The sequence below is a fragment of the Pandoraea bronchicola genome (assembly GCF_902459805.1).
GTDB lineage: Bacteria > Pseudomonadota > Gammaproteobacteria > Burkholderiales > Burkholderiaceae > Pandoraea > Pandoraea bronchicola.
Genome location: NZ_CABPST010000001.1, coordinates 268,250 through 295,197 on the forward strand (window position 1 = coordinate 268,250; position 26,948 = coordinate 295,197).

Here is a 26,948-nt window from a genome sequence, read left to right on the forward strand (position 1 = left end):
GCATCGCCCGGACCGTCACGGCCCGGGCTTTTTTTGAAGGACGTCATTGCATGGAACCGCGCTCTGGCTGGAATCCGGATCGGAACTTCTGGATCGAACTGGCAAGCTATGTCTTCGCCGCCGTAGCCCTCTGGCTGATTCTGAGCATCCATCTGCTTTCCGTGGTGCTCTCGGGGATGGTCGTCTACCAACTCGTGCATGTGCTCGGGCCGCGCCTGCAACTGCGCATCTCCAGCGAGCGCGCCCGGCTGGTCGCCGTTGCCCTCTTGTCGGCGGTGATCGTCGCGCTGATGACCGCGCTCATTTTCGGCGTCATCACGTTCTTCCGCAGCGATGCGGGCCATTTGCAGCACATCAACGGCAAGCTGATGGAAGCCGTCGAGCAGGCCCGTGCGCAGTTGCCCGCGTGGATCACCGCACGTCTGCCGGCCGACAGTGACGACATTCACCAGGCCATCACCGGCTATCTGAAAGACCACACGCAAGAAATGTCGCTGGTCGGCAAGGAAGCGCTCAACGCGATGATCCATATCGTGGTGGGGCTGGTGCTCGGTGCGCTCGTCGCGCTCTCCACAATCCGGCCCGTGCACAGCATGCGCCCGCTCGCGGCCGCGCTCGCCCGCCGCGTCACGCTGTTTGGCGACGCCTTTCGCCGCATCGTATTCGCGCAGGTGAAAATTTCGGCGATCAACACCCTCTTTACCGCGATCTTTCTGATTGGCGTGCTGCCGCTGTTCGATATTCACGTACCGCTGCGCAAGACGATGATCGTGGTGACGTTCGTCGTCGGGCTGCTGCCGGTCGTGGGGAATCTGATCTCGAACACGTTCATCGTGGTGCTGGGTCTGTCGGTGTCGCTGTACGTCGCCATCACGGCACTGATCTTCCTGATCGTCATTCACAAGCTCGAGTACTTCCTGAACGCCCGCATCGTCGGCACGCAGATCCAGTCTCGTGCCTGGGAATTGCTGCTCGCCATGATCGTGATGGAAGCCGCATTCGGGCTACCCGGGCTTGTCGCCGCACCGATCTACTACGGCTACCTCAAAAGCGAACTGGCGGAAAAAGAACTCGTCTGAGCGGCCCGGTCGCCCGCTGTGCGCAGCCTCCGTCGCGAGGCAAACGGACACCGGGCGATGTTTTTGGGCGCAATTTGACATTATGTCATCAGATGACATAATGTCACATCATGAAGTCCACCCAATCTCCCGCCACGGGCAAGCTCGACGAGAACACGTTGTTGCTGCGCGAAGGACGCAAGATCGTCGAAGCCCTCGGCCAGACGTTCGCGCCGCTCGTCGAAGTGGTGCTGCACGACCTGACCGATCCCGATCATGCCATCGTGGCAATCTCCAACAACCTGTCAGGGCGTGAGCCGGGCGACGCGGTCACGGAGATGGGCCTCGCGCGCATCGCCGATCCGGCGTTTCCCGAAGTCATTGCGAACTATGCGAACCGGTTTCCGGATGGACGCCCGGCCAAGAGCACGTCCATCGGGTTGAAGAACAGCAGCGGCGAGTACGTTGCGGCCATCTGCCTGAACATGGACATTTCGATGCTCGCCGCTGCGGCGGCCAGCGTGCAGCAACTGGTAAGCGTGCCGAACCATGCACCGGCGCCGATACGCGAGACGCTCTCCAATCGCCGGCTCGATGACATCTCCCCGCTCATCACGGAATTTGCTGCGCAGCGCAACACGACCCCGCAAGGCCTCACGCTCGCACAACGTCGCGAGGCCATCCGTCTCATCGAAGCGCGCGGCTTGCTGGACCTGCGTCACGCGCACGCCGAAGTCGCGCGTGCGTTGGGGATCGCCCGCTCGACCGTCTACACCTACCTCTCAGACCCGAAAAGTTCATCATGACCGCTCACTCGCTGGCGATTACCTATGGCGACGTCGTCGCCGCCCATGACCGGATTCGCGAGGCCGCGTATCGCACGCCGGTGCTCACGTCGCGCACCGCCGACGCCATGACCGGCGCCCGCCTGTTCTTCAAGGCAGAGAATCTCCAGCGCATGGGGGCCTTCAAGTTTCGCGGCGCCTACAACGCCATCTCGCAGTTCACGGCCGAACAGAAGCGCGGCGGCGTGCTGGCGTTCTCGTCGGGCAATCATGCGCAGGCGATTGCGCTGTCGGCTCGCGAATTGGGCGTGCCTGCGGTGATTCTGATGCCGCAAGACGCCCCGCAGATGAAGATCGACGCCACGCGCGGTTATGGCGCGGAAGTCATTCTTTACGATCGCTACAAGGAAGACCGCGAAGCGCTTTCGAAGCACCTTGCGCAAGCGCGCGGCATGACGTTGATTCCGCCGTACGACCATCCGCATGTGATGGCGGGTCAAGGCACGGCGACCAAAGAACTGATCGAAGACGCCGGCGAGCTGGACACCCTCGTGGTGTGTCTCGGCGGCGGTGGACTGCTCTCGGGCAGTGCAGTCGCGGCACGGGCGCTGAATCCGGACATCGAGATCTTCGGTGTGGAGCCGGAAGCCGGCAACGACGGCCAGCAGAGCTTCCGTTCGGGCAAGATCGTACACATCGAGACACCTCGCACGATTGCCGACGGTGCGCAAACCCAGCATCTGGGTGACTACACGTTCCCGGTGATTCGTTCGCTGACAGACGACATTCTGACCGTGACCGACGACGAACTGGTGCAGACGATGAAGTTCTTCGCGAGCCGCATGAAGATCGTGGTCGAGCCGACGGGCTGTCTGGCAGCGGCGGCCGTTCTGCAGGGCAAGGTGGATGTTCGTGGCAAGCGCGTGGGCGTCATCCTGTCGGGCGGCAATGTCGATATGGAGCGCTTCGCCAGACTCACGCTCGGGGAGGCCGTATGAGCGCGCAGGAACGGGGTATCGAGTCGGTCAACGTGCCGACGCTGCAACCGCCGCGCGGCCACTACTCGCATGGCGTGTGCGCAGGCGGCTTCGTGTTCGTCTCAGGCCAGTTGCCCATCACGCCAGAGGGCGAGCGCCTCGTCGGCGCGCCCTTCGCGGTGCAGGCGAAACAGGCACTGGATAACGTCGCGGCAATTCTTGCGGCTTGCGGCACGCGCATCGACCGGTTGGTGCAGGTGCGCGTGTATATCGCGAACGTCGACGATTGGGGCCCGTTCAACGAGGTCTACGCCGCCTGGGCAGGCGATGCAAAGCCCGCTCGCGCCGTCGTGCCCGTGCCAGCGCTCAGTCACGGTGTGGCCGTAGAAATCGAGGCGATGGCGTTGGCAGGGTAATCTCGTCGCGCGAAGGACGTGGCGGCACTGGCAGGGGCGCCCTTGCGCGCCCCTGTCTGTCGGCATCGATCCGAGTCCGCGCGCTGAGTCAACGCCGCATTGTCTGGCAGTGGCTGCCGGCAACGCAGAACTCGTTGGCGGCACTTCGCACGCCGCCAAAGTGGCTCGGTAACTTGTGAAATATCCCGGGATTTCTACGCGGACGAGATCGTCCGACGGATACACTTTGGGCTACGCAGGCCGACGACAGCGAAATCATGACAACACCCGACATCCAGCCTTCCCAGCAAACCGCCGCACCAGACTTGCCGCAGCAACGGATTGATGACGAGCCAATGCGGCTCATCACGAGCTTCAACGATGTTTTCGTCGTTGTGGCGTCGGCCCTGCTCATGTTCGGCACTGTGTGGCTGACAACCTCACTGCCACCGTGGCTCGGGGCGCTGATCAGTGCGGCACTTTTCTGGGCGCTGTCCGAGATTTTCGTGCGCCGCCGCCGTATGGCATTGCCCGCGCTTTGCTATAGCTTTGGTTTCATCGCCGCGTTTGCCAGTATCGGCTTCACCGGCATCGAAGCGGTGCGTGGGCTTGGCGAGTACGCACCCACGTCGCCCGAGACCGAAGGACTTTGGCTCAACGCTCAACTCTTGTTCGCATTGCTCCTCAGCTATGCCGGCGTCGGCATCGGTACGTTGTTGTATTGGCGCCGCTTTCACGTGCCTGTCACGATCGCGATGGGCATTGGCGGCGCGGTATGCCTGACCTGGCTGTTCGTTCTGGTTCTCGGCGAGAACCTGATCGATGCCATGCGCGTCGCGGATATCGTCGCGGGTCTGGCTATCTTCGCCTGGGCGCTGCGATGGGACGCCCGAGACCCGCAACGCACGACCATCCGATCGGATATCGCCTTCTGGCTGCATCTGCTCGCCGCGTGCATGGTGACGCACCCGATTTTCTGGGCGATCATGCCCGACTACCCCATTGCCGCTATCGCAGTCTTTGTTCTGCTGACCCTGATTTCGCTCGTGATCGACCGCCGCGCGCTCATGATGTCGTCGCTGTTGTATGTGATCAGCGCGATTCTGAACGTGATGGTCACCTCGACGGCCACACAGTCGCTGGCGGTGGTCGCCATCGTCGTGGGTGGCGCACTGTTGATACTGTCGGCGTTCTGGCATCCGTCGCGTGCCGCGGTATTGAAGCTGCTTCCTGCGCAATGGCGCGCGCGTCTGCCGCGGTAACGTCGCGACACCGGCGCCACTAGACATGGCGTCGGGACATCGGATCGGGCAAGCATCATGCCGACGCCCGATCCGATAAAGATCCGATAAAGATCCGATAAAGATCCGATTAAGATCCGATAGCGATCCAACAATGACCCGATAAGACGGCCCGGGACGTTCCGTTCGCCCCCTTACTGCAGCGTCACCCGCTCCAGCACCTTCATGTAGTGATCGAGCGACGGCGTCGCCATGCCGGCGACCTTCGCCCGGTCGTCCCACCGCCGCAATTGCAATGCCGCCTCAGCGTGCTCACGTGCGAGGAACGTCTTCGCCTCTTCATCGCTGAACACCCCGCCCTGCAATGCCAGACTGCGCACAGAGTCGACCGAGAGCTTGCCGAAGTAGTCGGGATCGATGGCGCACAGGCAACGTTTGGCGTCCACATGCAGACGAATCGGATCGAGCACCGCGTCGCCGAACAATGGCCGCAGAAAAGGCAGCGCGAAGTATTGATGCAGATCGTCGATGCCCCGCTCCGTGGGCGTTTCGCCCTGAAGATTGAGCAGATGACCGAGATCGTGGAGGAAACTGGCAGCGACGAGCGCCTCGTCGGCGCCCTCGCTCTCGGCTAGCGCGCCGCATTGCAGCGCGTGCTCCAGTTGGGTGACAGGCTCGCCGCTGTAGGCAAGCGAACCGAATTTATCGAACAGGGTGCGGATGTCCGGCAGGCTCAGGGCCATCGTGTGAACTCTCGTTGTCGTCGCGAGAACTTGGGGCAGCGGCCGTCGCGACATCGGCAAGCGCCGCCAGCTTCGACACCTTCGTTTCCTTCGGTGCCTTAATGTCCTTCGTCTCCTTGCCATCCTTCGGCTTGTCTCGCATGCGGCTCTTGCGCAATGCGCCGGCGTCGTCGAGTACCGGGTATGCCGTGGAGCAGAACAGCGAATTGAGGCGCTTCATGTCGCTGATGATGTCCAGATGCAACGAACTCGTCTCGATACTCTGCACCGACTGGCCCGCCAGACGGTTCAGGTGCGTGTACGAATAGGCGCGCTCCAGATCGCGGAAGCTCTCCTTCTCGGCCATGAGCCGCTGCGCACTCTTGAGGTCCGTATTCAGGAACACCGACAACCCCAGTTGCAGATTCGTCACGAGCCGCGCGTGCATGTCGCAGATTTCCTGCAACCCCGCCTCGGAGAACGACAGCTTGTGCGAAATCTTCTTTTCCTCGACCTCCGTGACCATGCGCTCGATGATGTCGCCCGCATGCTCCAGATTGATCGTGAGCGAGATGATGTCCGTCCAGCGCCGGCTGTCCTGCTCGCTCAAATTCTCGCGCGACACGCGCGTCAGATACATCTTCACCGCCGTGTAGAGATGGTCGACGTCATCGTCCATCCGGCGCGTCTCTCGCGCTCGCGCCAGGTCGTTGCTGCGAATCACCTCGAGCAAGCCGTTGAGCATCTGCTCGACGATGTCGCCCATGCGCAACGTTTCACGCGTTGCGTTGGCCAGCGCCACCGACGGCATCTCCAGCGCGCTCTCGTCCAGATGGCGGGGGCGTGTCACACCGTCCGCCTCCGGCTTCTCGGCGAGCAGACGAACGCACAGGCGCGCCATCGGCTCGGTGAAGGCGAGGAACACCACGCAACGCACCAGGTTGTAGAGCACATGGAAGTTGACGACAGCTTGCGCAGGCGCGTCCGAGAGCCAGTTCACAAGCCTCGGCGCATAGTCGACGAATGGCAGCACAAGCAGGCAGCCGATCAACTTGAAGATGAGGCTGCCGAAGACCACGCGACGGCCCGCCGCATTCTGCCCGGCCGAAGTCAGCATCGCGAGCATGCCGCTGCCCAGATTCGCGCCGATCACGAGACACAGCGCCACCTTGAGAGAAATCACGCCCGACGAGGCCAGCGTCGCCGTCAGCAGCACCGCCGCCAGACTGGAATACGACACCATGGCAAAGAGCGCACCGATCAGCGTGTCGAGCATCACGTCGCCGGTCAGCGAGCCGAACAGCACCTTGACGCCCGCCGCCTCGGTCATTGGCGTGGTGGCGCCCACGATCAGTTGCAACGCCAGAATGATCAGGCCCAGCCCGATCGACACGCGGCCAAGCTGGCCGGCGCGCGTCTGTTTGCGTGACAGGAAGAAGATGACGCCAAAGAAGATCAGCAGCGGCGAGAGCCAGTGCAGGTCGAACGTCAGGATTCGCGCCATGAGCGCCGTGCCGACGTCTGCGCCAAGCATGATCGACAGCGCTGGGGCCAGCGCAATCAGACCCTGCGCGCCGAACGACGAAACAATGAGCGCCGTCGCATTGCTACTCTGCACGAGGCCCGTGACGAGCACCCCCGCCGCGAACGCGAGGAAACGGTTCGAAATGCTGTGCGAGAGAATGCGCCGCAGATCGGCACCGTAGACGCGCAGGACCCCGGTACGCACAATGTGCGTACCCCAGATCAGCATCGCCACGCCGGAGAGAAGGTTGAGCAGTGTCAGCATGCCAGTGTTCCGTGATCTTTTTGTCGACGGGACAGGCAGCGCTTCGCGCCGCCAACATGACGCGTCCACTGGTTTGCCAAACCGGCATCCCGCGTCAGTCCAACACTGGCGTCGGGATGCGTATGAAGTTCACGCGTCATGCGTATCCCCAAGCGATACACCGTACACCAAAACGACCAGCGCAACAATCGTGTCATGAATTTGTCACAATTTTTGCCCTGATTCTGCTAAGCCTTGTTGCGTAAGGGTGACAGGGCGATTGGACCGGCCTTGCAGTGCTGCCTTTTCGCCGGTTTCACCGCCCGCCGACGCCCCCTTTCACGCCTCCGGAATCCGCTTCAGATTCCCCACGGGAGCGTAAAGGTTTTGGTGTTGGTGAAGCTCTTCATCGCCTCCTGCACACCTTCCTTGTAGCCCAGACCGGAGTCCTTGATGCCGCCAAAGGGCGTCAGCTCGATGCGATAGCCCGGCACCTCCCAGACATTGACCGTCCCCACCTGAAGCTCGTTGGTGAAACGCGTCACGTAATCGAGGCGGTTCGTGCAAACGCCGGACGACAGACCGAACGCCGTGCCGTTGGACATCGCAATAGCCTCGTCGATGCTGCCGAACGTCAGAATCGGCGACACCGGCCCGAAGGTCTCCTCGCGCACCACGGTCATCTTCGGGTCGACGTGGTCGATGACGGTCGGCGAGTACAGCGCACCGTCACGTTTGTTGCCCACGAGCAACCGCGCGCCCTGTGCGACCGCCTCGTTCACGCGCGCCTCGAACAGGCGGGCGGCCGCCTCGTCGATGACCGTGCCCATGTCGTTCGAGCCATCGGCCGGATCGCCGTACTTCCATGCGCGGGTCTTCTCCACGACGAGATCGGTGAACTGTGCCGCGACGTCGCGATGTACGAGCATCCGCTTGACGGCCGTGCAGCGCTGGCCCGAGTTCTTGTACGAACCCTGCACCGCCAGATCGGTGGCGCGATCGAGATCGGCGTCTTCCATCACGATCAGCGGATCGTTGCCGCCCAGCTCCAGCACGATGCGCCGATAGCCCGCCTTCGACGCAATGTACTTACCGATCGACACGCCGCCCGTGAACGTGATCATGTCGATGTTCTCGTTCGTGATCATCTCGTCGGCAATCTCCATTGGATCGCCCGTGATGACCTGGAGCATCTCCGGCGGCAGACCGGCTTCGTAAAGTGTATCGGCCAGGTAAAACGCCGAGAGCGGCACCTTTTCCGACGGCTTGAGCACCATGCGATTGTTGGTCGCAATCGACGGCGCCACCTTGTGCGCCACCTGATTCATAGGGTGATTGAACGGCGTGATGGCCGAGATCGCCCCCAGCAACGGCTCTCGCTGCGTGACCACTCGACGCTTCTTGCCATGCGGCGTGAGGTCACAGGAGAACGCCTGCCCATCGTCCTTGAGTGCCTCACCGGCGGCGAAGCCGAGCACGTCGGCCACACGGCCGATTTCGTAGACGGCGTCTTTCTTGCACAGCCCCGATTCCATGGTGATGATCGCGGCCGCCTCGGCGGTACGCTCGCGCAGCAGCGCGGCGGCTTTATCGAGGATATTGGCGCGTTCGAAACGGGTGAGCGTCGAGCGGTACTGTTTGGCAATCGAAAACGCGCGGCGCACGTCATCGAGCGAGGCCTTCGGCACGGTGCCGACCAGATCGCCCGTGTACGGATTGAAGACTTCGATGATCCGTTCGCGGGTCACTTTCTCGCCACCGATGCGAAGCGCTTCGGCGCGGAACTCGGGGTGCAGCTTGTGCGGCGCGTTCATGGGGTTCTCCACAGCATATCCAACGGGACAGGGGCCCGGCGACGCAACGCTCTGCGGCTTGCGCGCCGTTGTTTCTCGTGACAAATCCTGGCGGTACGGCATTAGACGTGATTGAGCGCGACGTCGAGAATGTCGAAGTTGCGCAACCGTGCCTTGCCCGGAATGCCTTCGGTTTTCCGATTGAACAGCAGCGGCACCGTCTGTTCCGAGATCCCGCCGTGCGAGCGCAGCGGCACGGTGAGTCCGGTCAGATCGTGACGGCTCGCGCTCGTGCCCAGCACAACCGACTGATCGCTCACGACCACGAGATCGCCCACGCGGTCGGGCGGCAGCTCGAAGCGTGCGCATGCCTCGGCGTTGGTGAGCACGACCTCGATGCCGGGCAATGCAGCCATGCGCTGACGGATGACGTCGCGTTCCACATCGCGCGGCAGGTAGATCGTGGCGAACGACCCCAGTGCGCCGTGATGCACCACATACGGATCGGTAATCGGCAGGATCACGCGCGCACCGCCGGCGTCCACCCCCTTGCCGAGCCAGTCGTCGAGCAGATCCTGCAAGTAGATGACGTTGGGCTGGCCGGTCTTCGGATCGTGCTTGGCGTTCATGCCGTGGTCGGCCGTCAGCCCGATCACAGCACCCAGCTCGTCCATGCGGCGCAGGTACTTGTCCATCATGGCGTAGAAGGCGTTGGCGCCCTGCGTGCCCGGTGCCCACTTGTGCTGGACGTAGTCGGTCGTCGAGAGATACATCAGGTCGATGCGGCGTGTCTCCAGCAGACGAACGCCCGCGGCGAACACGAACTCGGAGAGTGCCGCACTGTAGACGTCCGGCACCGGCATGCCGACGAGGTCAAGCACATCTTCGATACCGTTCTCCGCCAGCGTGACCTGATCGGACTTCTCCGACGAGAAGCAGATGCCCTTCATGCGATGGCCAAGCAGCTTGCGCAGCTTGTCCTTGGCCGTCACCACGGCGACGCTCGCGCCCGCATCGGCGGCAGCCGCCAGCACGGTGCCTGCGCGCAGATAGGCCGGATCGTTCATCATGACTTCCGCGCCGCGGCCACCGTCGGCGGCCGGGTCGAAGAAGTAGTTGCCGCAGATGCCATGCACGGCGGGGGGGCGCGCCGGTCACGATCGACAGATTGTTCGGGTTGGTAAACGACGGTACGACGCAGTCGCCCTGGAAGACCGCCCCTTCGGCGAGCAAATGCTTCAGATACGGCGCGACACCTGCCGCAGCGGCGGCTTCGACATACTCGAACTGACAGCCGTCGACACACACGATGACAGTTGGCTGTTGCGGCAGCCGGTACTGGCGGCCGTTCACTTGGATCTGCACGGGCTGGTTCACGTCGGGTCTCCTCAAGAGCAACTGGGTTGACCCCCGCTGGCGTCGGCTTCGATGCGACACTCGCGCGGCGGCCGGGTATTCAACAAGACAACGATTTCACTGACCGTGAGCCGGCACTCAGCCAGCCTTCGCCTGCGCCGGCGCACCCGGCGCGCGAGAGAGCGCGTCTCGAATGCGGGCTCGACCGCGCGCCAAGTGCTCGCGCGTGACCTGCGCCGCTCGCTCGGGATCTCGCGAGGCAATGGCGCTCACGATGTCGCGGTGCTCGCGCTCCGACTTCGGCGGCGCGGTCGTATCGCCCGTCAACGCTTCGTGACGGAACAGGCTCAACTCCTTGACCAACCGCCGGTAGGTCTCGAGCAACTTGCGGTTGCCGACCATCTCGACGAGCGCGTCGTGAAACGACACATTCAATTGGTAATACGCTTCGCTGTCCCCCGACTCCACCGCGCGATGCATTGCTTCGACGGACTCACGCAACCGGGTGAGCTGCTCCGAGGTGATGGTCTCGGCCAGCGTGCGGCCCACGTATTCGTCGAGCACGCCACGCAGCGTGTAGATCTCTTCGGCCTCTTCCAGCGTAATCACTCGCACGAAAACGCCGCGATTCTTCTCGGTGCGCAACAGCCCCGCTTCTTCAAGCGCGCGAAACGCCTCACGCACCGGACCGCGCGACACGCCCAAACGGCCGGCCACTTCGATTTCATTGAGCTTGGTGCCGGGCGTCAGCGTGCCCGCCATGATCTGGCGCTCGATCTCGTGCTGCACGAGTGTGGTGAGCGACTGGCTCTGCAACAACTCGATTGCGGTGGGCGACGTGGGCTTGGAGGTCATTCCGGTCTTCCTTATCTCTGAACGCTGACGCTATCGCGTAACACCGCCCCAAAGAACCCAACCGCTCAGGCAGGTTCGTTTGGCGATTTGTGGCGTTACGTGATTATTTTTGTTGCTTGACATTCAAGCACAGCAGTTTGTAGATTGTCAACAAAACACATCCGACGCAGCAGGCAAATGAGGCAACACCGTCGGGGTGAGTCGGTGCAGGCAACGACAAAACCCCATCTGAATCAATGATTTCCATACTATTGGAGGTATTTGACGAACAGATGACAAAGACCACGGGTTTCAAGAAAAAGACATAAATTGCCAATAATATGCAACACATCGCCTCATAGCAGGCGTTTGCCGTACTCACTCACGCGACAGGATTCGCGACCCACAGGAGCCGTCCATGAACCCATCATTGCGCCGTGCCATGCGTGCTGCTGCCGCGCTCGCCGCCGGACTCGTCTGCGCCGCCCAAGCGGGCAACGCGCTCGCCAAGACCACGCTGACCGTGTACACGGCGTGGGAAGTCGAAGTCATGCGCCCGTACGCCGAGGCGTTCCAGAAAGCGAATCCCGACATTGAAATCAAGTACGTGCGCGACTCCACAGGCGTAGTGACCGCGAAGGTGCTCGCAGAAAAAGCCAACCCGCAGGCAGACGTGATTGCAGGGCTCGCGGCGTCGAGCCTGGAACTGATCAAGCAGGAGGGGCTGCTGATGCCCTACGCCCCCAAGGGCTTCGATCAGCTCACGCGGGCGTACAGCGACAAAGCGAACCCGCCGTCGTGGGTCGGGCTGGACGTATGGGGCGCCACGGTCTGCTTCAACACGGTGGAAGCCGCCAAGCGCAATCTGCCTAAACCCACGTCGTGGGAAGACCTCGCCAAGCCCGTCTACAAGGGCATGATCGTGATGCCCAATCCGGCCACCTCCGGCACGGGCTTTCTCGACGTGACCGCATGGCTGCAGATGTTCGGCAAGGAAGGCGGCTGGAAGTACATGGACGCGCTCGACAAGAACATCGTCAAGTACACGCATTCGGGCTCGAAGCCGTGCCGCGACGCGGGCGCGGGTGAGTACCCCATCGGTATCTCGTTCGAGTTCAATGCGCATCGCACGAAGGCCGCCGGCGCGCCCATCGAACTCGTGTTTCCGAAGGAAGGACTGGGCTACGACATCGAAGCCGCGGGCATCGTGAAGACCACCAGGAAGCTCGACGCCGCCAAGCGCTACATGGACTGGCTCGCCAGCAAGGAAGCCAACGAGATGTACGCGAAAGACTGGGCGATCGTGGCGTATCCGGGTGTGGCGAAGCAGTTCGACACGATTCCCGCCAACTATCCCGACATGCTCGTGAAGAACGACTTCACTGACATCGCGAAGCGCCGCGAATCGGTGCTCGCCGAATGGCAGAAGCGCTACGGTGCCAAGTCGGAGAAGAAGTAACGTCTCCCGGCCCACCGGACAACGCGATCCTTGCAGGAGGTCCCCGAATGAGCGACGACACGTATCTGAGCCTCGCCGGCATCCACAAACGCTTCGACAGCACCGTGGTGCTGCACGACATTCACCTCACCGTGCGACGTGGCGAAATGCTGTGTTTTCTCGGTCCTTCGGGCTGTGGCAAGACAACGCTGCTGCGCATCATCGCCGGACTGGAGGCGCAAACGCAGGGAACGCTGTCGCAGAACGGCCGCGACATTTCGACGCTCCCCCCCATGCAGCGCGACTACGGCATCGTCTTTCAGTCGTACGCGCTGTTCCCCAACCTGAGCGTCGCGCAGAACGTTGCCTACGGACTGACGAACCGGCGCGTGCCGCGCGCCGAGCGCGACGCACGCGTGGCAGAGTTGCTCGAGATGGTCGGCCTGCCCGACGCGGGCGGCAAGTTTCCCGGCCAGCTCTCCGGCGGTCAGCAGCAGCGTATTGCCATTGCCCGTGCGCTGGCGACGTCGCCCGGACTGCTGTTGCTGGACGAGCCGCTCTCTGCGCTCGATGCCCGCGTGCGCGTGCGCCTGCGCAGCGAGATTCGCGCCCTGCAACAGCGGCTCGGCATCACCACGATTCTCGTCACGCACGATCAGGAAGAAGCGCTGTCGATGGCCGATCGCATCGTGGTGATGAACCACGGCGTGATCGAACAGGTCGGCACGCCCGGTGAAATCTATCAGCATCCGGCGACGCCCTTCGTCGCAGATTTCGTCGGCAAGACCAACATCCTGCCCGCACGCCTCGGTGATGCCGGTCGCGTGCGCGTCGGGCAATACGAGCTGACATGCGGCACGCTCAATGGCTGCCGTACCGGCGAAGACATTCGCGTCTTCTTCCGGCCGGAGGACGTTCTCGTGCGGGATATCGACGGCCTCGACGGCGAAGTGAACGTGTTCGATGGTGCCGTCGAGAAGATCGAGTTTCTCGGGGCGTTCTCGCGCGTGACGCTGCGCATGCTCGCCTGCGACCACCCGCTTTACGCTGACCTCTCTCCTGCCGACATGCAGGCCCTGCAACCCGCCACCGGCGGCGCGCTGCGCTTTGCCGTGCCGAGCGCAGCCGTACGCGTCTTCCGTCAGGGGTGATGCCACGATGAGTTCCCTACCCTCCGCACTGCCCCACTCGCCACAGGCTCACGCGGCGCCCACGGCACCGGCAGCATCCATGACGACAGACTGCCCGCCGCCATCGGCCGTTCGCCCGGTGCGCCTCGCGTCTCACTGGACAGATCGTCTCGCGCAGGCGCTGCTGCTGGTCGCCGCAGCGGCGGGCGTGCTCTTTCTGCTCGCGCCGATGGCCGCCATTCTCATCAAGAGTGTGCAGGACAATGACGGACACTTCGTCGGCCTGCAACACTTCCGCGAGTATTTTCATTCGCCCGCGCTGTTCGGATCGATCTGGAACAGCGTCTGGATTTCGATGGTGACAATGTGCATCACCGTGCCGCTCGCCTTCATCTTCGCGTATGCACTCACGCGCAGTTGCATACGCGGCAAAACGCTGTTGCGCAACATCGCGCTCATTCCGATTCTCGGCCCCACGCTGCTGCCTGCGATCTCGTTCATCTTCTGGTTCGGCAATCAAGGGCTGTTGCGGCCTTTCATGGGCGAGGTGGACATCTACGGCCCGCTGGGCATCGTGATGTCGCTGGTGAACGCCACGTTCCCGCATGCGCTGATGATTCTGATCACCGCGCTCTCGCTGACCGATGCCCGGCTGTATGAAGCCGCCGACGCACTGGGCACGCCCATGCTGCGACGCTTCTTCACCATCACCCTGCCAGGCGCAAAGTACGGGGTGATCAGCGCCGCGATGATCGTCTTCACCTATGCGATCTCCGATTTCGGAATTCCGAAGGTCATCGGCGGTGACTTCAATGTGCTCGCGACCGACATCTACAAGCTCGTGATCGGTCAGCAGGATTTCTCGAAGGGCGCGGTCGTGGGTCTCGTGCTGCTCGTACCGGTGGGCATCACATATCTGGTGGATTCGGTCGTGCAACGCAAGCAGCAGGCGTTGCTCTCGGCGCGCGCAGTGCCTTACGTGCCGAAGCCGTCGGGCGGTTTCGACTGGCTGATGGCCACGCTGTGCTGGGGCATGGCCGCGATCATGCTCGCGATTCTCGGCATGGCGGTATATGCGTCGTTTGTGAAGTTCTGGCCTTACAACTTCAGCCTGTCGCTGGGACACTATCGTTTCGGCCTCATCGAAAGCGGCGCGTTCGACTCGTATGTCAACAGCCTGCAAATGGCGTTCTGGTGCGCGGTGTGGGGCACGGCAGCGATCTTTGTGATCGCCTACCTGCTCGAGAAGACGCGCGGCATGACGTGGCTGCGTGGCTTCATCCGCATGATGGCCGTGCTGCCGATGGGGGTGCCCGGCCTCGTGCTGGGGCTTGGCTACATCTTCTTCTTCGTTCCCGAGGCCAACCCATTGCACAGCCTGTACGGCACGCTCGCCATTCTGGTGATCGTCAATGTCGTGCATTACTACTCGTCGAGCCATCTCACGGCCGTGACTGCGCTCAAGCAGATCGACCCGGAGTTCGAGTACGTGTCGGCGTCGCTGAAGGTGCCGTTCTATCGCACGTTCTGGCGCGTGTCCGCACCGATCTGCCTGCCGTCGATCATCGACATCAGCCGATACCTCTTCGTCAACGCCATGACGACGGTCTCGGCGGTCGTGTTCCTCTATTCGGCCGATACGTCGCTCGCGTCGGTCGCCATCGTCAACATGGACGAAACCGGCTCGATCGGTCCCGCAGCAGCCATGGCCACATTGGTCGTGCTCACGTCGATGGTGGTGTGCCTGCTTTATCACGGCATTCAACGCGTGGTGGAGCGCTACACGCAGGCGTGGCGGCGACCGTCCGGATTGGCTCGCAAGGCACAGTGAAACCACCGAAGGCATAGAGATCACGAACCAGCCCACCAACGAATCCGGGCCCGGCGGTGTGTCCGCAGTGCCGGCGCCTGTCGCAACACGAACCTCGACAGTGTTGTTACTTCTCTCGCTTGTTTTCCCGCTTGATAGGAGGCGGTCATGATTCTCGGTCAGGAACCGATTCTGCTCACCCCCGGCCCGCTCACCACGTCGCCGGCGACCCGACAGGCCATGCTGCGCGATTGGGGGTCGTGGGACGCCCAGTTCAATCGCATTACCGCGTCGCTGTGTCGCGATCTGGTAGATGTTGTGCATGGCGGCGAAGACTATGTCTGCGTGCCGTTGCAAGGCTCGGGCACGTTCTCCGTCGAAGCGGCCATCGGCACGCTCACGCCACGCGGCGCGCGTATTCTCGTGCCGGATAACGGCGCGTATTGCCAGCGCATTCTGAAAATCTGCCGCTATCTCGGGCGCGACGCCGTCGCCCTGCCCATCCCCGAAGATCAGGCCGCCGGCGCCGCTGCCATCGACGAAGCGCTCACGCGCGATCCGTCGATCACGCATGTGGCGCAGGTTCATCTGGAAACCGGGGCGGGGGTACTCAATCCGCTCGCCGACATCGCGCGCGTTTGCCAGAAGCACGGCAAGGGGCTCATCGTCGACGCCATGAGTTCGTTTGGCGCCGTAGAGATCGACGTGCGATCGATGCCGTTCGACGCCCTCATCGCTGCGAGCGGCAAGTGCCTCGAAGGCGTGCCGGGCATGGGCTTCGTGATCGCGAAGAAGTCGCGGCTGGAAGCCAGTGCCGGTAACAGCCATTCGCTGGCGATGGATCTGCACGACCAGTACACCTATATGCAGAAGACCACGCAATGGCGCTTCACGCCGCCGACGCATGTGGTCGCGGCTTTGCGCGCAGCCGTCGATCAGTTCCTCGCCGAAGGCGGACAGACGGTACGCGGCGAGCGTTACCGGACGAACTGCCGTACGTTAGTCGACGGGATGGCCTCGTTGGGCTTTCGTCCGTTCCTTGCACCGGAAGTCCAGGCCCCGGTGATCGTGACGTTCCACGCCCCCGCTGACAGCAAGTACGACTTCAAGGCGTTTTACGCAGCCGTTCGCGATCGTGGCTACATCCTTTATCCGGGCAAACTCACGCAAATCGAAACGTTCCGCGTCGGCTGCATCGGCGCCATCGACGACAACGAAATGCGCAATGTCGTCACCGCGATTGCGCAGTCGCTAACGTCGCTCGGCATTCGGCAAGTGGCACCGCTCACGCGCGCTGCGTAGCCAGTCAGGCGCAGCACAACGGGTGGCCCCATCGGCCACCCGTCTTCGACGATTTCCGCCGATGCAGGGAATCGTCTGAAACTCTCGGATTCTCCCGACGCGGCAACGTCATCGCCGCGTCATCGCACGGCCTTGATTCCCCGACCAAATCCGGCACCGCCGCCGGTTCTCCGTGCGCGCCCGTCACCTGAGCACAACGGGCACTTTCCCACAGTGCTTCCTAGAATGTCCCGCACATAACCCCCGCATTAGCGCTTCATCCGGCAAGAAACGCAACGGCTCGCTCGGCGCGTTGCCCGTTCGTCCGCCGCTGTCGTCGCCTCCCCCCGAATGTCGGTTGCCAAAGGCACGCGCTCGTCTCGCGCGCGCCGTCTTCATGCACGCCACTTCAATTGGGAACCGGAGCACGATGAACAAGCACCTCTATCGGTTGGTCTGGCGGCATTGCCGCGTCGATGTCGTCCCTGCGCCGGAAACGGCGCGTCAAAGCCCGGGCGCACCGGCATCGCGCGTGCAACGTGCCCGCTGCGGCACACGCTCGTCGATCCTTTCCTATCCGGTCACCCGCGTTTGCCTTGCATGCCTCGCTTTGCTCGGGGCGGCAGCGCCCGCGCCGGTGTGGGCGGCCTGCGCCACAGCGGGCAACGTCGTCACGTGCAGCGGTGCCGCCAACCCGCTGGCGCCGTCTTATGCGAACGCGGCGAACAATCTTCAGGTGAACGTGAACAGCAGCGCGGGTGTCGGTGTGTTGCTCGGCATTGGCGGCACCGCAATGTCACTGACCGGCAATAACGTAACGCTCGTGAACGGGGGCACGATCGATCCCTCACTGCTCGGCGGCATCGGCGTCCTCGCCAGCGGCACGGTCATCGGCAATGCGAATGCAGGCGGCAGTACGCAAACGGTGACGAACAACGCCATCATGCGCGGCACGGTGGGCCCTCTCGGTGTGAACCTGCCAGGCCTCACCGGCCTGGCGTTGACGGTGCAGAACGCCGCCGGCGGCACCACCATCATCAACAACAGCGGCACGCTCGGCGCTACGCCACTGCTTGGCGTCTCGCTCACCGGCACCGGCAGCGCCCCTGTCGTGGCCGCTTACGGAGGCGGGGCCGTCAACTTCAGTAACACGGGCACGGTGCTGGGGCGCATCGCGTTTCAAGCGAACGCAACACCGGGAGCCGGCAACACGTTGACCAACGAAGGGGCGCTAAGCGGTAGCGTCTCGCTCGGCACGAACAGCACCAACACATTCACGGCCGTCACGGGCTCGACGGTCGACGACGGCGGCAGCACCGGCCTCGGCGCACTGACCGTGACCGGATTCGACCTTGGCTTCGCGGCGACGGGGGTGATCGATGGCGGCGCGGGCGGCGTCAATTCGCTGATCCTTCGCAACTCGGCAAACAATGCCACGACGACAGGCAGCGGCACACTCAACGGGGCCAGCTACCTGAATTTCTCGCAAGCCACCGTCAGTGGCGGAACCTGGACGCTTATCGGGCCACTGGCGGTCACCGCCACAACGCTTAACGGCGGCCTCACCATCTTCGACAATCCTGGCAGCCTCGGCACCGGCTCGCTCACGGTCAATGGCGGCGCGTTGCAGGCCGCCAGTTCTGGGCTGGGCATCGCGCTCCCGGTCACGCTCGGCGCCAATGGCCTGACAGTCTCCGGTGCGAATCCCCTCGCGTTCAGCAACACGGTCACGGGCAGTGGCGGAGTGTCACTGACAGGCACCGGCAACCTGACGCTCTCGGGAAACAACACCTACTCCGGCGGCACCTCACTGACCAGCGGCACGCTGATCGCCGGCAGCAGCACGGCGCTCGGTAGCGGCACCGTGCAGGTCTCCGGCACGTCTGGCGTGCTGGATGCCAGCGCGTCGGTCACCCTCGCGAATCCGGTCGCGATTGGCGGCGGCAGCACGTTGACGTTCGGCGGTAGCGCACCGCTCACCCTCGCCGGTCAAATTACCGGCAGTGGCAGCGTCACCAAACAGGGGGCGCAGACAGTCACGCTCACAGGTGCCAATACGTTCAGCGGCGGCATCAATGTCGCAGCGGGAGCACTGGCCCTCTCGGGACCCGGTTCGTTGCAGATCGGAGGCACACCGCTCACGCTCTCGGGTGCCGGAGCGGTCTTCGATATGTCGAACGCGGACGGCGACCGCGCGATCACCGGGCTGTCGGGTGTGGCGAACACGCAGGTCCATCTCGGCAGTCATAACCTCACCCTTGGCAACAGCGCCGGTGGCACGTTCGCGGGCACGATCAGCGGCACGGGCGGCATCATCAAGACGAACGGCGATACGCAAACGTTCTCCGGTGCAAATACGTTTACGGGCGGCACGACGATCAACGCCGGCGGCATCGCGCTCGGTAGCGGCGGCTCGCTCGCCAGCACCGGTGCCGTGTCGCTGCTCGGTGGCGGCACCACGTTCGACATCAGTCAGGCGTCCGCGCAAACCATTGGCGCGTTGACCGGCATTGCCAACACGTCCATCGCGCTGGGCAACAATGCGCTGACGTTCGGCGATGCGACCGACCAGACGTTCTCCGGCGTCTTTTCCGGCAGCGGCGGCAGCATCGTCAAGCAAGGCACCGGTACGATGACGCTGACCGGCACCAATACGTCCGGAGGCGGTATCAATGTCCGAGCGGGCACGCTCGTGCTTCAGGGCAGTGCTTTCGCCAACGCCACGCCGCTTGCCCTGTCGGGCAACGGTGCGACGCTCGATTTGTCCGCAGCCGCCGGCATGACGTTCGGAACGCTCTCCGGGGTGAACGGATCGACGGTGTTGATCGGCAATCAGACGCTGACCATTGGTGCCGCCGGAAATTCGACATTCGGCGGCACGATCTCTGGGGCAGGCGGAATCGTCAAGCAAGGCAGCGGCTCGCTCCTGCTCTCAGGAGCGCAAACGTTTACCGGCGGCATCGACATCGCGTCGGGGCGGCTCGCGCTGCAAGGCAATAACACGCTGACCGGCAGCAATGTCGTGACCGTTGCCGATAACGCCACGTTCGATATCGGTGGCGCAGGTCCCGTGAGCATCGGGTCGCTGACCGGTACCTCCAATAGCCAGGTCACGCTCGGCAGCAATACACTCACCCTCGGCGACGCGGCCAGCGCGACCTTCGCGGGCAGCATCGGGGGGACGGGCGGTATCGTCAAACTCGGCGCGGGCACACAAACGCTGACAGGCCAGAACGCCTTCACAGGTCAGATCAACATCGAGGAAGGCACGCTGGCCCTGAGCGGCACTGGCACGCTCTCGGCCAACCCTGTCAGCCTTGCCGGCGGTGCCACACTCGATATCAGCAGCGGCGAGAACCAGACCGTCCATGCGTTATCTGGCGCCGCGGGAAGCACAATTCGTCTCGGCAGCAATACGCTCTCGTTCGGCGACAACAGCGATCAGACCTTTGCGGGCACGCTGACCGGCAACGGCGGCGGCATCGTCAAGTTCGGCACGGGCACACAGACGTTGACCGCGCAGCAGACGTTTACCGGAAGCATCGTGGTCGGCGGCGGCGCCCTCGTCATCGGCGCGGGGGGTGGGTTGTCGCCGCAGAACGCCATAACGCTGGGCGACAGCACGACGTCGCTGGACATCAGCGCAGCGGGTGCCCAGACCATCGGCTCGCTCAGCGGCGGCGCCGCTCAGGTCTTTCTCGGTGCGAACACGCTGACGTTCGGCGATGGCAACGGCGAGACATTCAATGGCAGCATTCACGGCACCGGCGCACTCGTGAAACAAGGCGGCGGCGTGGAGACACTGGCCGGCGCCAGCGACTTCACGGGCGGGGTCGATCTCGCGGCAGGCGGTCTTCAATTGGGCAACGCGAATGCCATCGGAACCGGCGCGCTCACAATGGCCGATCAGACGACGCTCGACACCACGCAGGTACTAACCCTCGGCAAAAACATCACGCTGAACGGCACATCAGCCATCCTCGGCAGCAACGATCTGACGTTGACGGGAGACGTCTCAGGTAGCGGCTCGTTGCAAAAGACCGGCGCGGCTACGTTGACACTGAACGGCGCGGGCGGATGGACCGGCGGCACAACGATCAACGACGGCGTGCTTGCATTGGGTGCCGGTGGCTCGCTCGCCAATCAAGGGGCTGTCGTACTGAACAGTCCTACGGCAGTGTTCGATGTGAGCGGCGCGTCAGGCGCGCAAACCATCGGTGCACTCTCCGGCACTGGCGGCACGGTGACCCTGGGCGCCAACACGCTGACCTTTGGTGACGCGAGCGATCAGACATTGGCCGCGACGTTGAGCGGCACGGGCGGCATCGTCAAACAGGGCGCGGGACGGCAAACACTCACGACGACGCAGACGTTTGCAGGCGGCATCGATGTCGCCAACGGTACGCTGGCGCTGGGCAGCGGCGCATCGATGCAAGGTGCGAATGCCCTGACGCTAAGCGGCGCAGGTAGCACCTTCGACATTAGCGAGGGCGGCACCACGGTGATCGGCGCGTTGAATGGCGTCGCGGGCAGCAGCGTGTCACTCGGCTCGCAGAATCTGACGTTTGGCGGCAACGTCGACGCCTCGTTCGGTGGCGCGATTCACGGGGCAGGCGCGCTCATCAAGACGGGCGCCGGCGCGCAGACCTTCCTGGGTGCCAGCGACTTCTCCGGCGGCATGATCGTGGGCGAAGGCGGTCTGGTGGCAGGTGACAATCTCGCCTTCGGCATCGGTGCGCTCACGCTCAACAGCAATGCGAGTCTCGACAGCACGCAAGCCATTACGCTGGGCAACAACATGGGTTTGTCGGGCACGTTGACGGTGCTTGGCGGTCACGACCTGACGCTCAACGGCGTGTTGTCCGGTTCGGGCGGACTGACCAAGATCGGTGCGGCGAGGCTGACGCTCGGTGGCAGCAATACCTACACCGGGGCAACGATCGTCGACGCAGGCACGCTGGCGCTGGGGGCCGGCGCGTCGCTCAATGCGTCGGGATCGATCAACATTGCCAGCGGCGCAACGCTCGACCTCTCGGCAGGCAATGGAACACAGGTCATGGGTGCTATCGATGGCGCGGGAACCGTCAACATCGGCGCTCTCGTGACCGAGATCGGGGCCGCCTCCAACGGCACGTTCAGCGGCAGCCTCATGGGCACGGGGTCAGTTATCAAGATTGGCACCGGCACGGAAACGCTCACCGGACAGAACACCTATACGGGCGGCACGGTCGTACAAACGGGCACGCTGGCACTGGGCGGCGCGGGCACCCTTGCCGCGGAGGGTGCGCTCACGCTGAACAATGCCGGTTCGACGTTCAACATCTCCGGTGCCAATGGACCGCAAACGGTTGGTGCGCTCTCCGCCGGTGCAGGGACGCAGATCCGATTGGGCGGCAACACGCTGACCTTCGGCGATGCGACGAGCCACACCGTCGCCGCGCTCATCAGTGGCAGCGGCGGCATCGTCAAACAAGGCAGCGGGACAACGACAGTGCTCGGCGCCCAGCAGTACACCGGAACCACAACGATTACCGATGGAACGCTCGCCATCGGCTCGACCGGCAACCTGGGAACTGGCGCCGTCGTGGCTTTGGCAAGCGGCAGTGCAGTGCTCGACGTCAGCGCGGCGGGCAATCAATCACTCAGCCATCTGTCAGGCACCGGGGGGAGCGTGGTTCTCGGTGGTGGCAGTACTTTGCGGGTGGGTAACAACGACACCTCCGCGCTCGCAAGCGCCATCTCGGGCACCGGTGCCCTCATCATGGATGGCAGCGGACGGTTGACGCTCGGCGGAGTCAACACGTTCACGGGGAATGTCGGCGTGGACAGCGGCACGCTCGCGCTGGGCGCTGGTGCCACACTGTCGAGCGCGAACGATGTCACGCTCGCCTCCGGCGCGACGTTCGATGTCAGCGCCGCCACCGCGCCCGTCATCGGATCACTCAACGGCGCGGCCGGCAGCACGGTCAACGCGGGCACGCAGACACTTACACTTGGCAGCGCGGGGAACGGAACCTTTACCGGCACGCTCAACGGCACCGGCGGCCTCATCAAGCAAGGCAGCGGGACGCAAATGCTAGACAGCGGAGCGGCGCTGACTGGCGACGTGCGCATCGACGCCGGCACTCTCGCCCTAAGCAACGGTACCAGGTTGAATGGCAACGCCATCACCCTCGACGGCGCGACCGGGAGGCTCGATCTCTCGGCAGGGCCAAATCAAACGGTCGGCTCAATCGCTGGCGTCACAGGCAGTGCCATCAATCTCGGTAACGCAGCACTCACGCTTGCCGACGCAGCGAGCGATGCACTGGCATCTGACGTTCATGGTGCAGGCGGCAGCCTCGTCAAACTCGGCAACGGCGTACAAACGCTCGCGGGCAATAACGACTTCGGTGGCGGAATCGACGTTCAGGCGGGGGGGATCGCGGTGAACAGCAACACCGCATTGGGGACAGGTGTTGCGCGCTTTGCCGACGGCACATCACTCGACGCGACGCAAACGAGCACGTTGGGCAATCAGATCATGCTCGATGGCAATCTCAGCGTCGTTGGCACGAACGATCTCGCGCTCAACGGTGCGATCAGCGGTGTGGGCGGCATCACGAAGAACGGTGCGGCAACGCTGACCCTCAATGGCCAGAACACCTACGCCGGCACCACCAATGTCATCGGCGGCACGTTGGCTCTCGGTGCGGGCGCAAGCCTCGACGCCGCAGGCATCGTCAACGTGGCGACGGGTGCGATGTTCGACCTGTCGGCAGGCAACGGCACGCAGACGTTCGGTGCGCTCATGGGCGGCGGCGCCATCAACATGGGCAGCAACACGCTCGAGGTCGGTGCGAACGGCCTCGACGAGACCTACAGCGGCGGAGTGATGGGCTCCGGCAGCCTCGTGAAGGTCGGCACGGGGACCGAGACGATGACGGGCACGAACACGTTCACTGGCGGGACGGTCGTGCAAGCCGGCACGCTCGCGCTGGGCGGTGCGGGTTCTTTATCGGCGGCGGGGGCGGTCACGCTGCAGAATCCGGGAACGACGCTCGACATTTCCGGCGCCAACGGCAACCGCACTATCGGCGCACTCACTGCCCAGACAGGCACCAACGTCACGCTGGGCAACAATACGCTGACGTTCGGCGATGCGTCGAGTCACACCGTGAGCGGCACGATCACCGGTGGGGGCGGCATCATCAAGCAAGGCAGTGGAACGCAAACGCTCGTGGGCCAACAACAGTTCACGGGCACGACCACCATTGCCGACGGCACGCTCGCACTCGGTGCCACGGGGCAACTTGCGAGCGGTGCGAATGTCGTCGTGGCGGGCCCCGGCGCCACATTCGATATCTCAGCCGCGGGAAATCAGACGCTCGGGAGGCTATCAGGCACCGGCGGCAGTGTGAACCTCGGGGGTAACACGCTCACGTTTGGCGACAACACCCACCAATCGCTGGCCGCGTCCATCGCCGGTGCAGGCGGCATCGTCAAGACCGGCGCGGGCACGCTATCGCTGACGGGACAGAACACCTTCACCGGTGCCATCAATGTGGCAAACGGCACCGTCTCCCTCGACTCGGGTGGCACGCTGTCCGGCGCCAACAACGTTTCACTTGCCGCCGGTACGACGCTGGACGTCACGCACACGACGACTCAGACCCTCATCGCAGGCATTGATGGTGCGGCTGGCTCCACGGTGTCGCTCGGCGCGCAATCGCTCACGTTCGGCGGCTCGGCGAACAGCACATTCGACGGCGTTATCGCCGGCGCGGGGGGCATCACCAAACAAGGCACCGCCACTGTGACGCTTGGCGGCGTCACCACCTTCTCCGGTACGACGTCGGTGACAGGCGGCACGTTGGCGCTCGGCGCCTCCGGACAACTTGGCGGCAGTGCGGGTCTGGCATTGCGCAATACCGGTTCGACGTTCGACGCCTCCGCGTCTGCTGCACCGCTGGCATTCGCCTCCCTCGACGCTGACACCGGCACACAGCTAGTGCTCGGCAGCGGTGGGTTGATAACCGGTGACAGCGGGAATCACACGTTCGGCGGCACGTTATCCGGTGCGGGAAGACTGGTCAAGAACGGTAGCGGAACGCTTTCGCTCGGCGCATCGAATACGTACGCCGGTGGCACGACGTTGAACGCTGGGACGCTCTCCCTGGGCAACAGCACGGCGCTCGGCGCAGGTGACATTACGGTGAACGGTAATGGGGGGCTCGGCGCGAACGCCCCGGCCAGCGCTCCCTTGACCGTGGCGAATGGTGTGACGCTGAACAACGGCGCAACCCTCGGCGTCGCCGGTGCATCACCGCTCACCCTCAGCGGCAACGTGACGGGCAACGGCGGCCTGTCCCTGAATACCCCGCAAGGCATCACGCTGGCTGGCAACAACCGCTACACGGGTGGCACGACGGTCACCGGCGGGAGTGTCAACGTCACCTCGCCGACGGGCCTTGGCACCGGCGGGCTCGTCGTCTCGCAAGGCACGGTGGCAATGCAGGGGGTGGACGTCACATTGCCGTCGCTCAATGGCACGGCGCAAGGCGGCGTCGCCATCAATGGCGGTTCGGTCACGGTCTCGGCAGGCGACTTCTCCGGCAGTGTCGCCGGCAGCGGTGGCCTGACCAAAACCGGCACCGCCACCACGCTCACGCTCAGCGGCCAGAACCCGCTCACCGGACCGACGACCGTGGCGGGCGGCACACTCGGCATCGGCAGTCTTCCGAACTCGCCAGTCACGGTACAAGCGGATGGCACGTTGACGACCCTTGCCCCGGCATTGTCGGGCGGCAGCGGCGCGAGCGCGCAAACCGGGACGCTGACCGGCGGACCCGGTAGCCACATCGTCGTCGCATCTCCCGGCACCACGTTAGGCGTCAACGGCGATCTCACGCTTGCCCCGGGCTCGACGTTACAAGTCAGTGCCGCTCCCGGCACGGCTCCCAGTCAGGTGAAGGCCAGCGGCCGTGCATCGGTCGGCGGCAGCAATCTCGTCATCCACGCGGCACTGGGTACGCGACCCGCAGATGCCTCAGGTGCCGTCATCGTCTCGGCACCGGGCGGCGTCTCCGGGCAATTTGCGTCGGCGTCGACCGACCTGCTCTACCTCACGCCTCAGGTCAGCTACACGCCGACATCCGTGCTGCTGACGTTCGCGCCGAACGGTACGCCGCTTCCGGCAGGTGCCATCACGCCGAATCAGCGGGCGGCTGCGGACGCGGTCGCGGCAATGGACGGTGGCAGCACGCTCTATCAGGCCGCGCTCGGCCTGACCGCCGCGACAGCACCGGCGGCCTTCGAGAGTCTCGACGGCAGCCTGCATGCGTCGATTACGTCGATGTTGCTGAGTCAAAGCCAAATCGCGCGCGATGCCGTCTCGCAACGACTGCGCGAGAACCTTTCTCTTGCGCAGGACTGCGAAGTTTCGTCGGCAGAGAACGAGCGTTTGCCTGCCCCCGCGGCACAGGTCAACCGTAGCGGTGACTGCCGCGCACAGCCGCGTGCAACTCAGGCGTGGGCGTCGGTCTATGGCAACGATGGGCAACTGCGCGGCAAACCTGTCGCTGACGGTGGCTCGGGGGCTTCCACATTGCATCGGCGCGGCATGGGGGTACTTGCCGGTGTCGATGCGCCTCTGGCGGATGCATGGCGTGCAGGCGGGTTCGGCGGCCTCGGCCACAGCACGTTCAATACCGGGCCGGGGGCTTCCGGGAACAGCAACGATGCGCAGATCGGCGCGTATGTGAACCGTCGCTTCGGACGCCTCGGCGCCACGATTGGCGGTGCCTACGGATGGCAGCAAATCACGTCGCAGCGCAGCGTAGCCATCGGCCCCATCGCACAGACGGCGAGGGCCAGCTACGACGCCTCTGTGTGGCAGGTCTTCGGTGAAGCCGCGTGGCGCTTGGACGCCGGCCCCGCCAGCATCGAACCGTTCGCCAACGTGGCATACGCACGCGTGCGCACCGGTGCATTCGACGAAACGGGCAGCGTCGCCGCGCTTCACGCCGACGAGCAATCGCAAGGCATCACGTTCTCGACCGCCGGCTTGCGCGGCGAGATGGCCTTCGGCACCGGTTCGATCGCATCGGGGCGCCTGCGGTTGTCGGCAGGCTGGCGTCACGCCTACGGCGCGAACACGCCCGACATGCGGCTGGCTTTCTCCAGCACCTCAGCGGCATTCACCGTTGGCGGTGTTCCGATCGCACGTGATGCCGCCGTCGTCAGCGCCGGTGTCGATGCCTTCGTCGGCACCGCGATGACCCTTGGCGTGAGTTACTCGGGCCAGTTCGGCGGGCAAGTCAGCGACAACACCATCTATGGGAATCTCAACTGGCGCTTCTGACGCGTGCGCTAGCTCTGT

14 protein-coding genes and 1 pseudogene are annotated in these 26,948 nt (G+C 63.9%); 10 read left to right on the forward strand and 5 right to left on the reverse strand.

Translation table 11 applies throughout. From position 1 onward, the window contains the following. Positions 1-50 precede the first annotated feature (50 nt). From PBR20603_RS01190 to PBR20603_RS01210, 5 genes are all read left to right on the forward strand, one after another. On the forward strand, positions 51-1,079 hold the full coding sequence (locus PBR20603_RS01190; RefSeq protein ID WP_150557729.1) for an AI-2E family transporter: 1,029 nt from the start codon (positions 51-53) through the stop codon (positions 1,077-1,079). A 110-nt stretch (positions 1,080-1,189) separates the two neighbouring features. Beyond that, complete coding sequence (locus PBR20603_RS01195) at positions 1,190-1,864, forward strand: helix-turn-helix transcriptional regulator (RefSeq protein WP_150557730.1); 675 nt, start codon at positions 1,190-1,192, stop codon at positions 1,862-1,864. Further along, positions 1,861-2,841, forward strand: a complete 981-nt coding sequence (locus PBR20603_RS01200) for a threo-3-hydroxy-L-aspartate ammonia-lyase (protein ID WP_150557731.1) — start codon at positions 1,861-1,863, stop codon at positions 2,839-2,841. Before PBR20603_RS01195 ends, PBR20603_RS01200 begins: the two co-directional genes overlap by 4 nt. Beyond that, entirely contained in the window at positions 2,838-3,236 is a 399-nt protein-coding gene (locus tag PBR20603_RS01205; RefSeq protein ID WP_150557732.1) for a RidA family protein, read from the forward strand. Before PBR20603_RS01200 ends, PBR20603_RS01205 begins: the two co-directional genes overlap by 4 nt. A gap of 257 nt (positions 3,237-3,493) precedes the next feature. After that, the gene (locus PBR20603_RS01210) at positions 3,494-4,477 is read left to right on the forward strand and encodes a hypothetical protein (RefSeq protein WP_150557733.1); all 984 of its coding nucleotides are present in this window, start codon (positions 3,494-3,496) and stop codon (positions 4,475-4,477) included. A 173-nt stretch (positions 4,478-4,650) separates the two neighbouring features. Here the strand turns inward: PBR20603_RS01210 and PBR20603_RS01215 are convergent, their stop codons facing one another. From PBR20603_RS01215 to PBR20603_RS01235, 5 genes and pseudogenes are all read right to left on the reverse strand, one after another. Then, complete coding sequence (locus PBR20603_RS01215; RefSeq protein ID WP_150557734.1) at positions 4,651-5,199, reverse strand: phosphonate degradation HD-domain oxygenase; 549 nt, start codon at positions 5,197-5,199, stop codon at positions 4,651-4,653. Continuing rightward, complete coding sequence (locus PBR20603_RS01220) at positions 5,159-6,967, reverse strand: Na/Pi cotransporter family protein (protein WP_150557735.1); 1,809 nt, start codon at positions 6,965-6,967, stop codon at positions 5,159-5,161. Before PBR20603_RS01220 ends, PBR20603_RS01215 begins: the two co-directional genes overlap by 41 nt. 338 nt (positions 6,968-7,305) lie before the next feature. Next, positions 7,306-8,760: a phosphonoacetaldehyde dehydrogenase gene (gene phnY / locus PBR20603_RS01225; RefSeq protein WP_150557736.1), complete on the reverse strand. Its 1,455-nt coding sequence runs from the start codon at positions 8,758-8,760 to the stop codon at positions 7,306-7,308. Positions 8,761-8,861: 101 nt separating this feature from the next. Further along, positions 8,862-10,116 (reverse strand): annotated as a pseudogene (gene phnA / locus PBR20603_RS01230) (phosphonoacetate hydrolase). Between the two features lie 117 nt (positions 10,117-10,233). After that, complete coding sequence (locus PBR20603_RS01235) at positions 10,234-10,950, reverse strand: phosphonate utilization associated transcriptional regulator (protein WP_150557737.1); 717 nt, start codon at positions 10,948-10,950, stop codon at positions 10,234-10,236. Positions 10,951-11,347: 397 nt separating this feature from the next. Between PBR20603_RS01235 and PBR20603_RS01240 the strand changes: the two genes are divergently transcribed. The 5 genes from PBR20603_RS01240 (at position 11,348) to PBR20603_RS01260 (ending at position 26,930) form a co-directional block, all read left to right on the forward strand. Beyond that, positions 11,348-12,388, forward strand: coding sequence for a putative 2-aminoethylphosphonate ABC transporter substrate-binding protein (locus PBR20603_RS01240; protein ID WP_150557738.1), 1,041 nt, complete (start codon positions 11,348-11,350; stop codon positions 12,386-12,388). 47 nt (positions 12,389-12,435) lie between these two features. Next, the gene (locus tag PBR20603_RS01245; RefSeq protein ID WP_150557739.1) at positions 12,436-13,518 is read left to right on the forward strand and encodes a putative 2-aminoethylphosphonate ABC transporter ATP-binding protein; all 1,083 of its coding nucleotides are present in this window, start codon (positions 12,436-12,438) and stop codon (positions 13,516-13,518) included. 79 nt (positions 13,519-13,597) lie between these two features. Next, a complete protein-coding gene (locus tag PBR20603_RS01250) occupies positions 13,598-15,328 on the forward strand; it encodes a putative 2-aminoethylphosphonate ABC transporter permease subunit (protein WP_150557740.1) in 1,731 nt (576 codons plus the stop codon). A 147-nt stretch (positions 15,329-15,475) separates the two neighbouring features. Continuing rightward, positions 15,476-16,609 carry a 2-aminoethylphosphonate--pyruvate transaminase gene (locus tag PBR20603_RS01255; RefSeq protein WP_150557741.1) on the forward strand — a complete coding sequence of 378 codons (1,134 nt, stop codon included), beginning with the start codon at positions 15,476-15,478 and terminating at the stop codon, positions 16,607-16,609. Positions 16,610-17,018: 409 nt separating this feature from the next. Next, complete coding sequence (locus PBR20603_RS01260) at positions 17,019-26,930, forward strand: autotransporter-associated beta strand repeat-containing protein (protein WP_174977739.1); 9,912 nt, start codon at positions 17,019-17,021, stop codon at positions 26,928-26,930. Positions 26,931-26,948 lie beyond the last annotated feature (18 nt).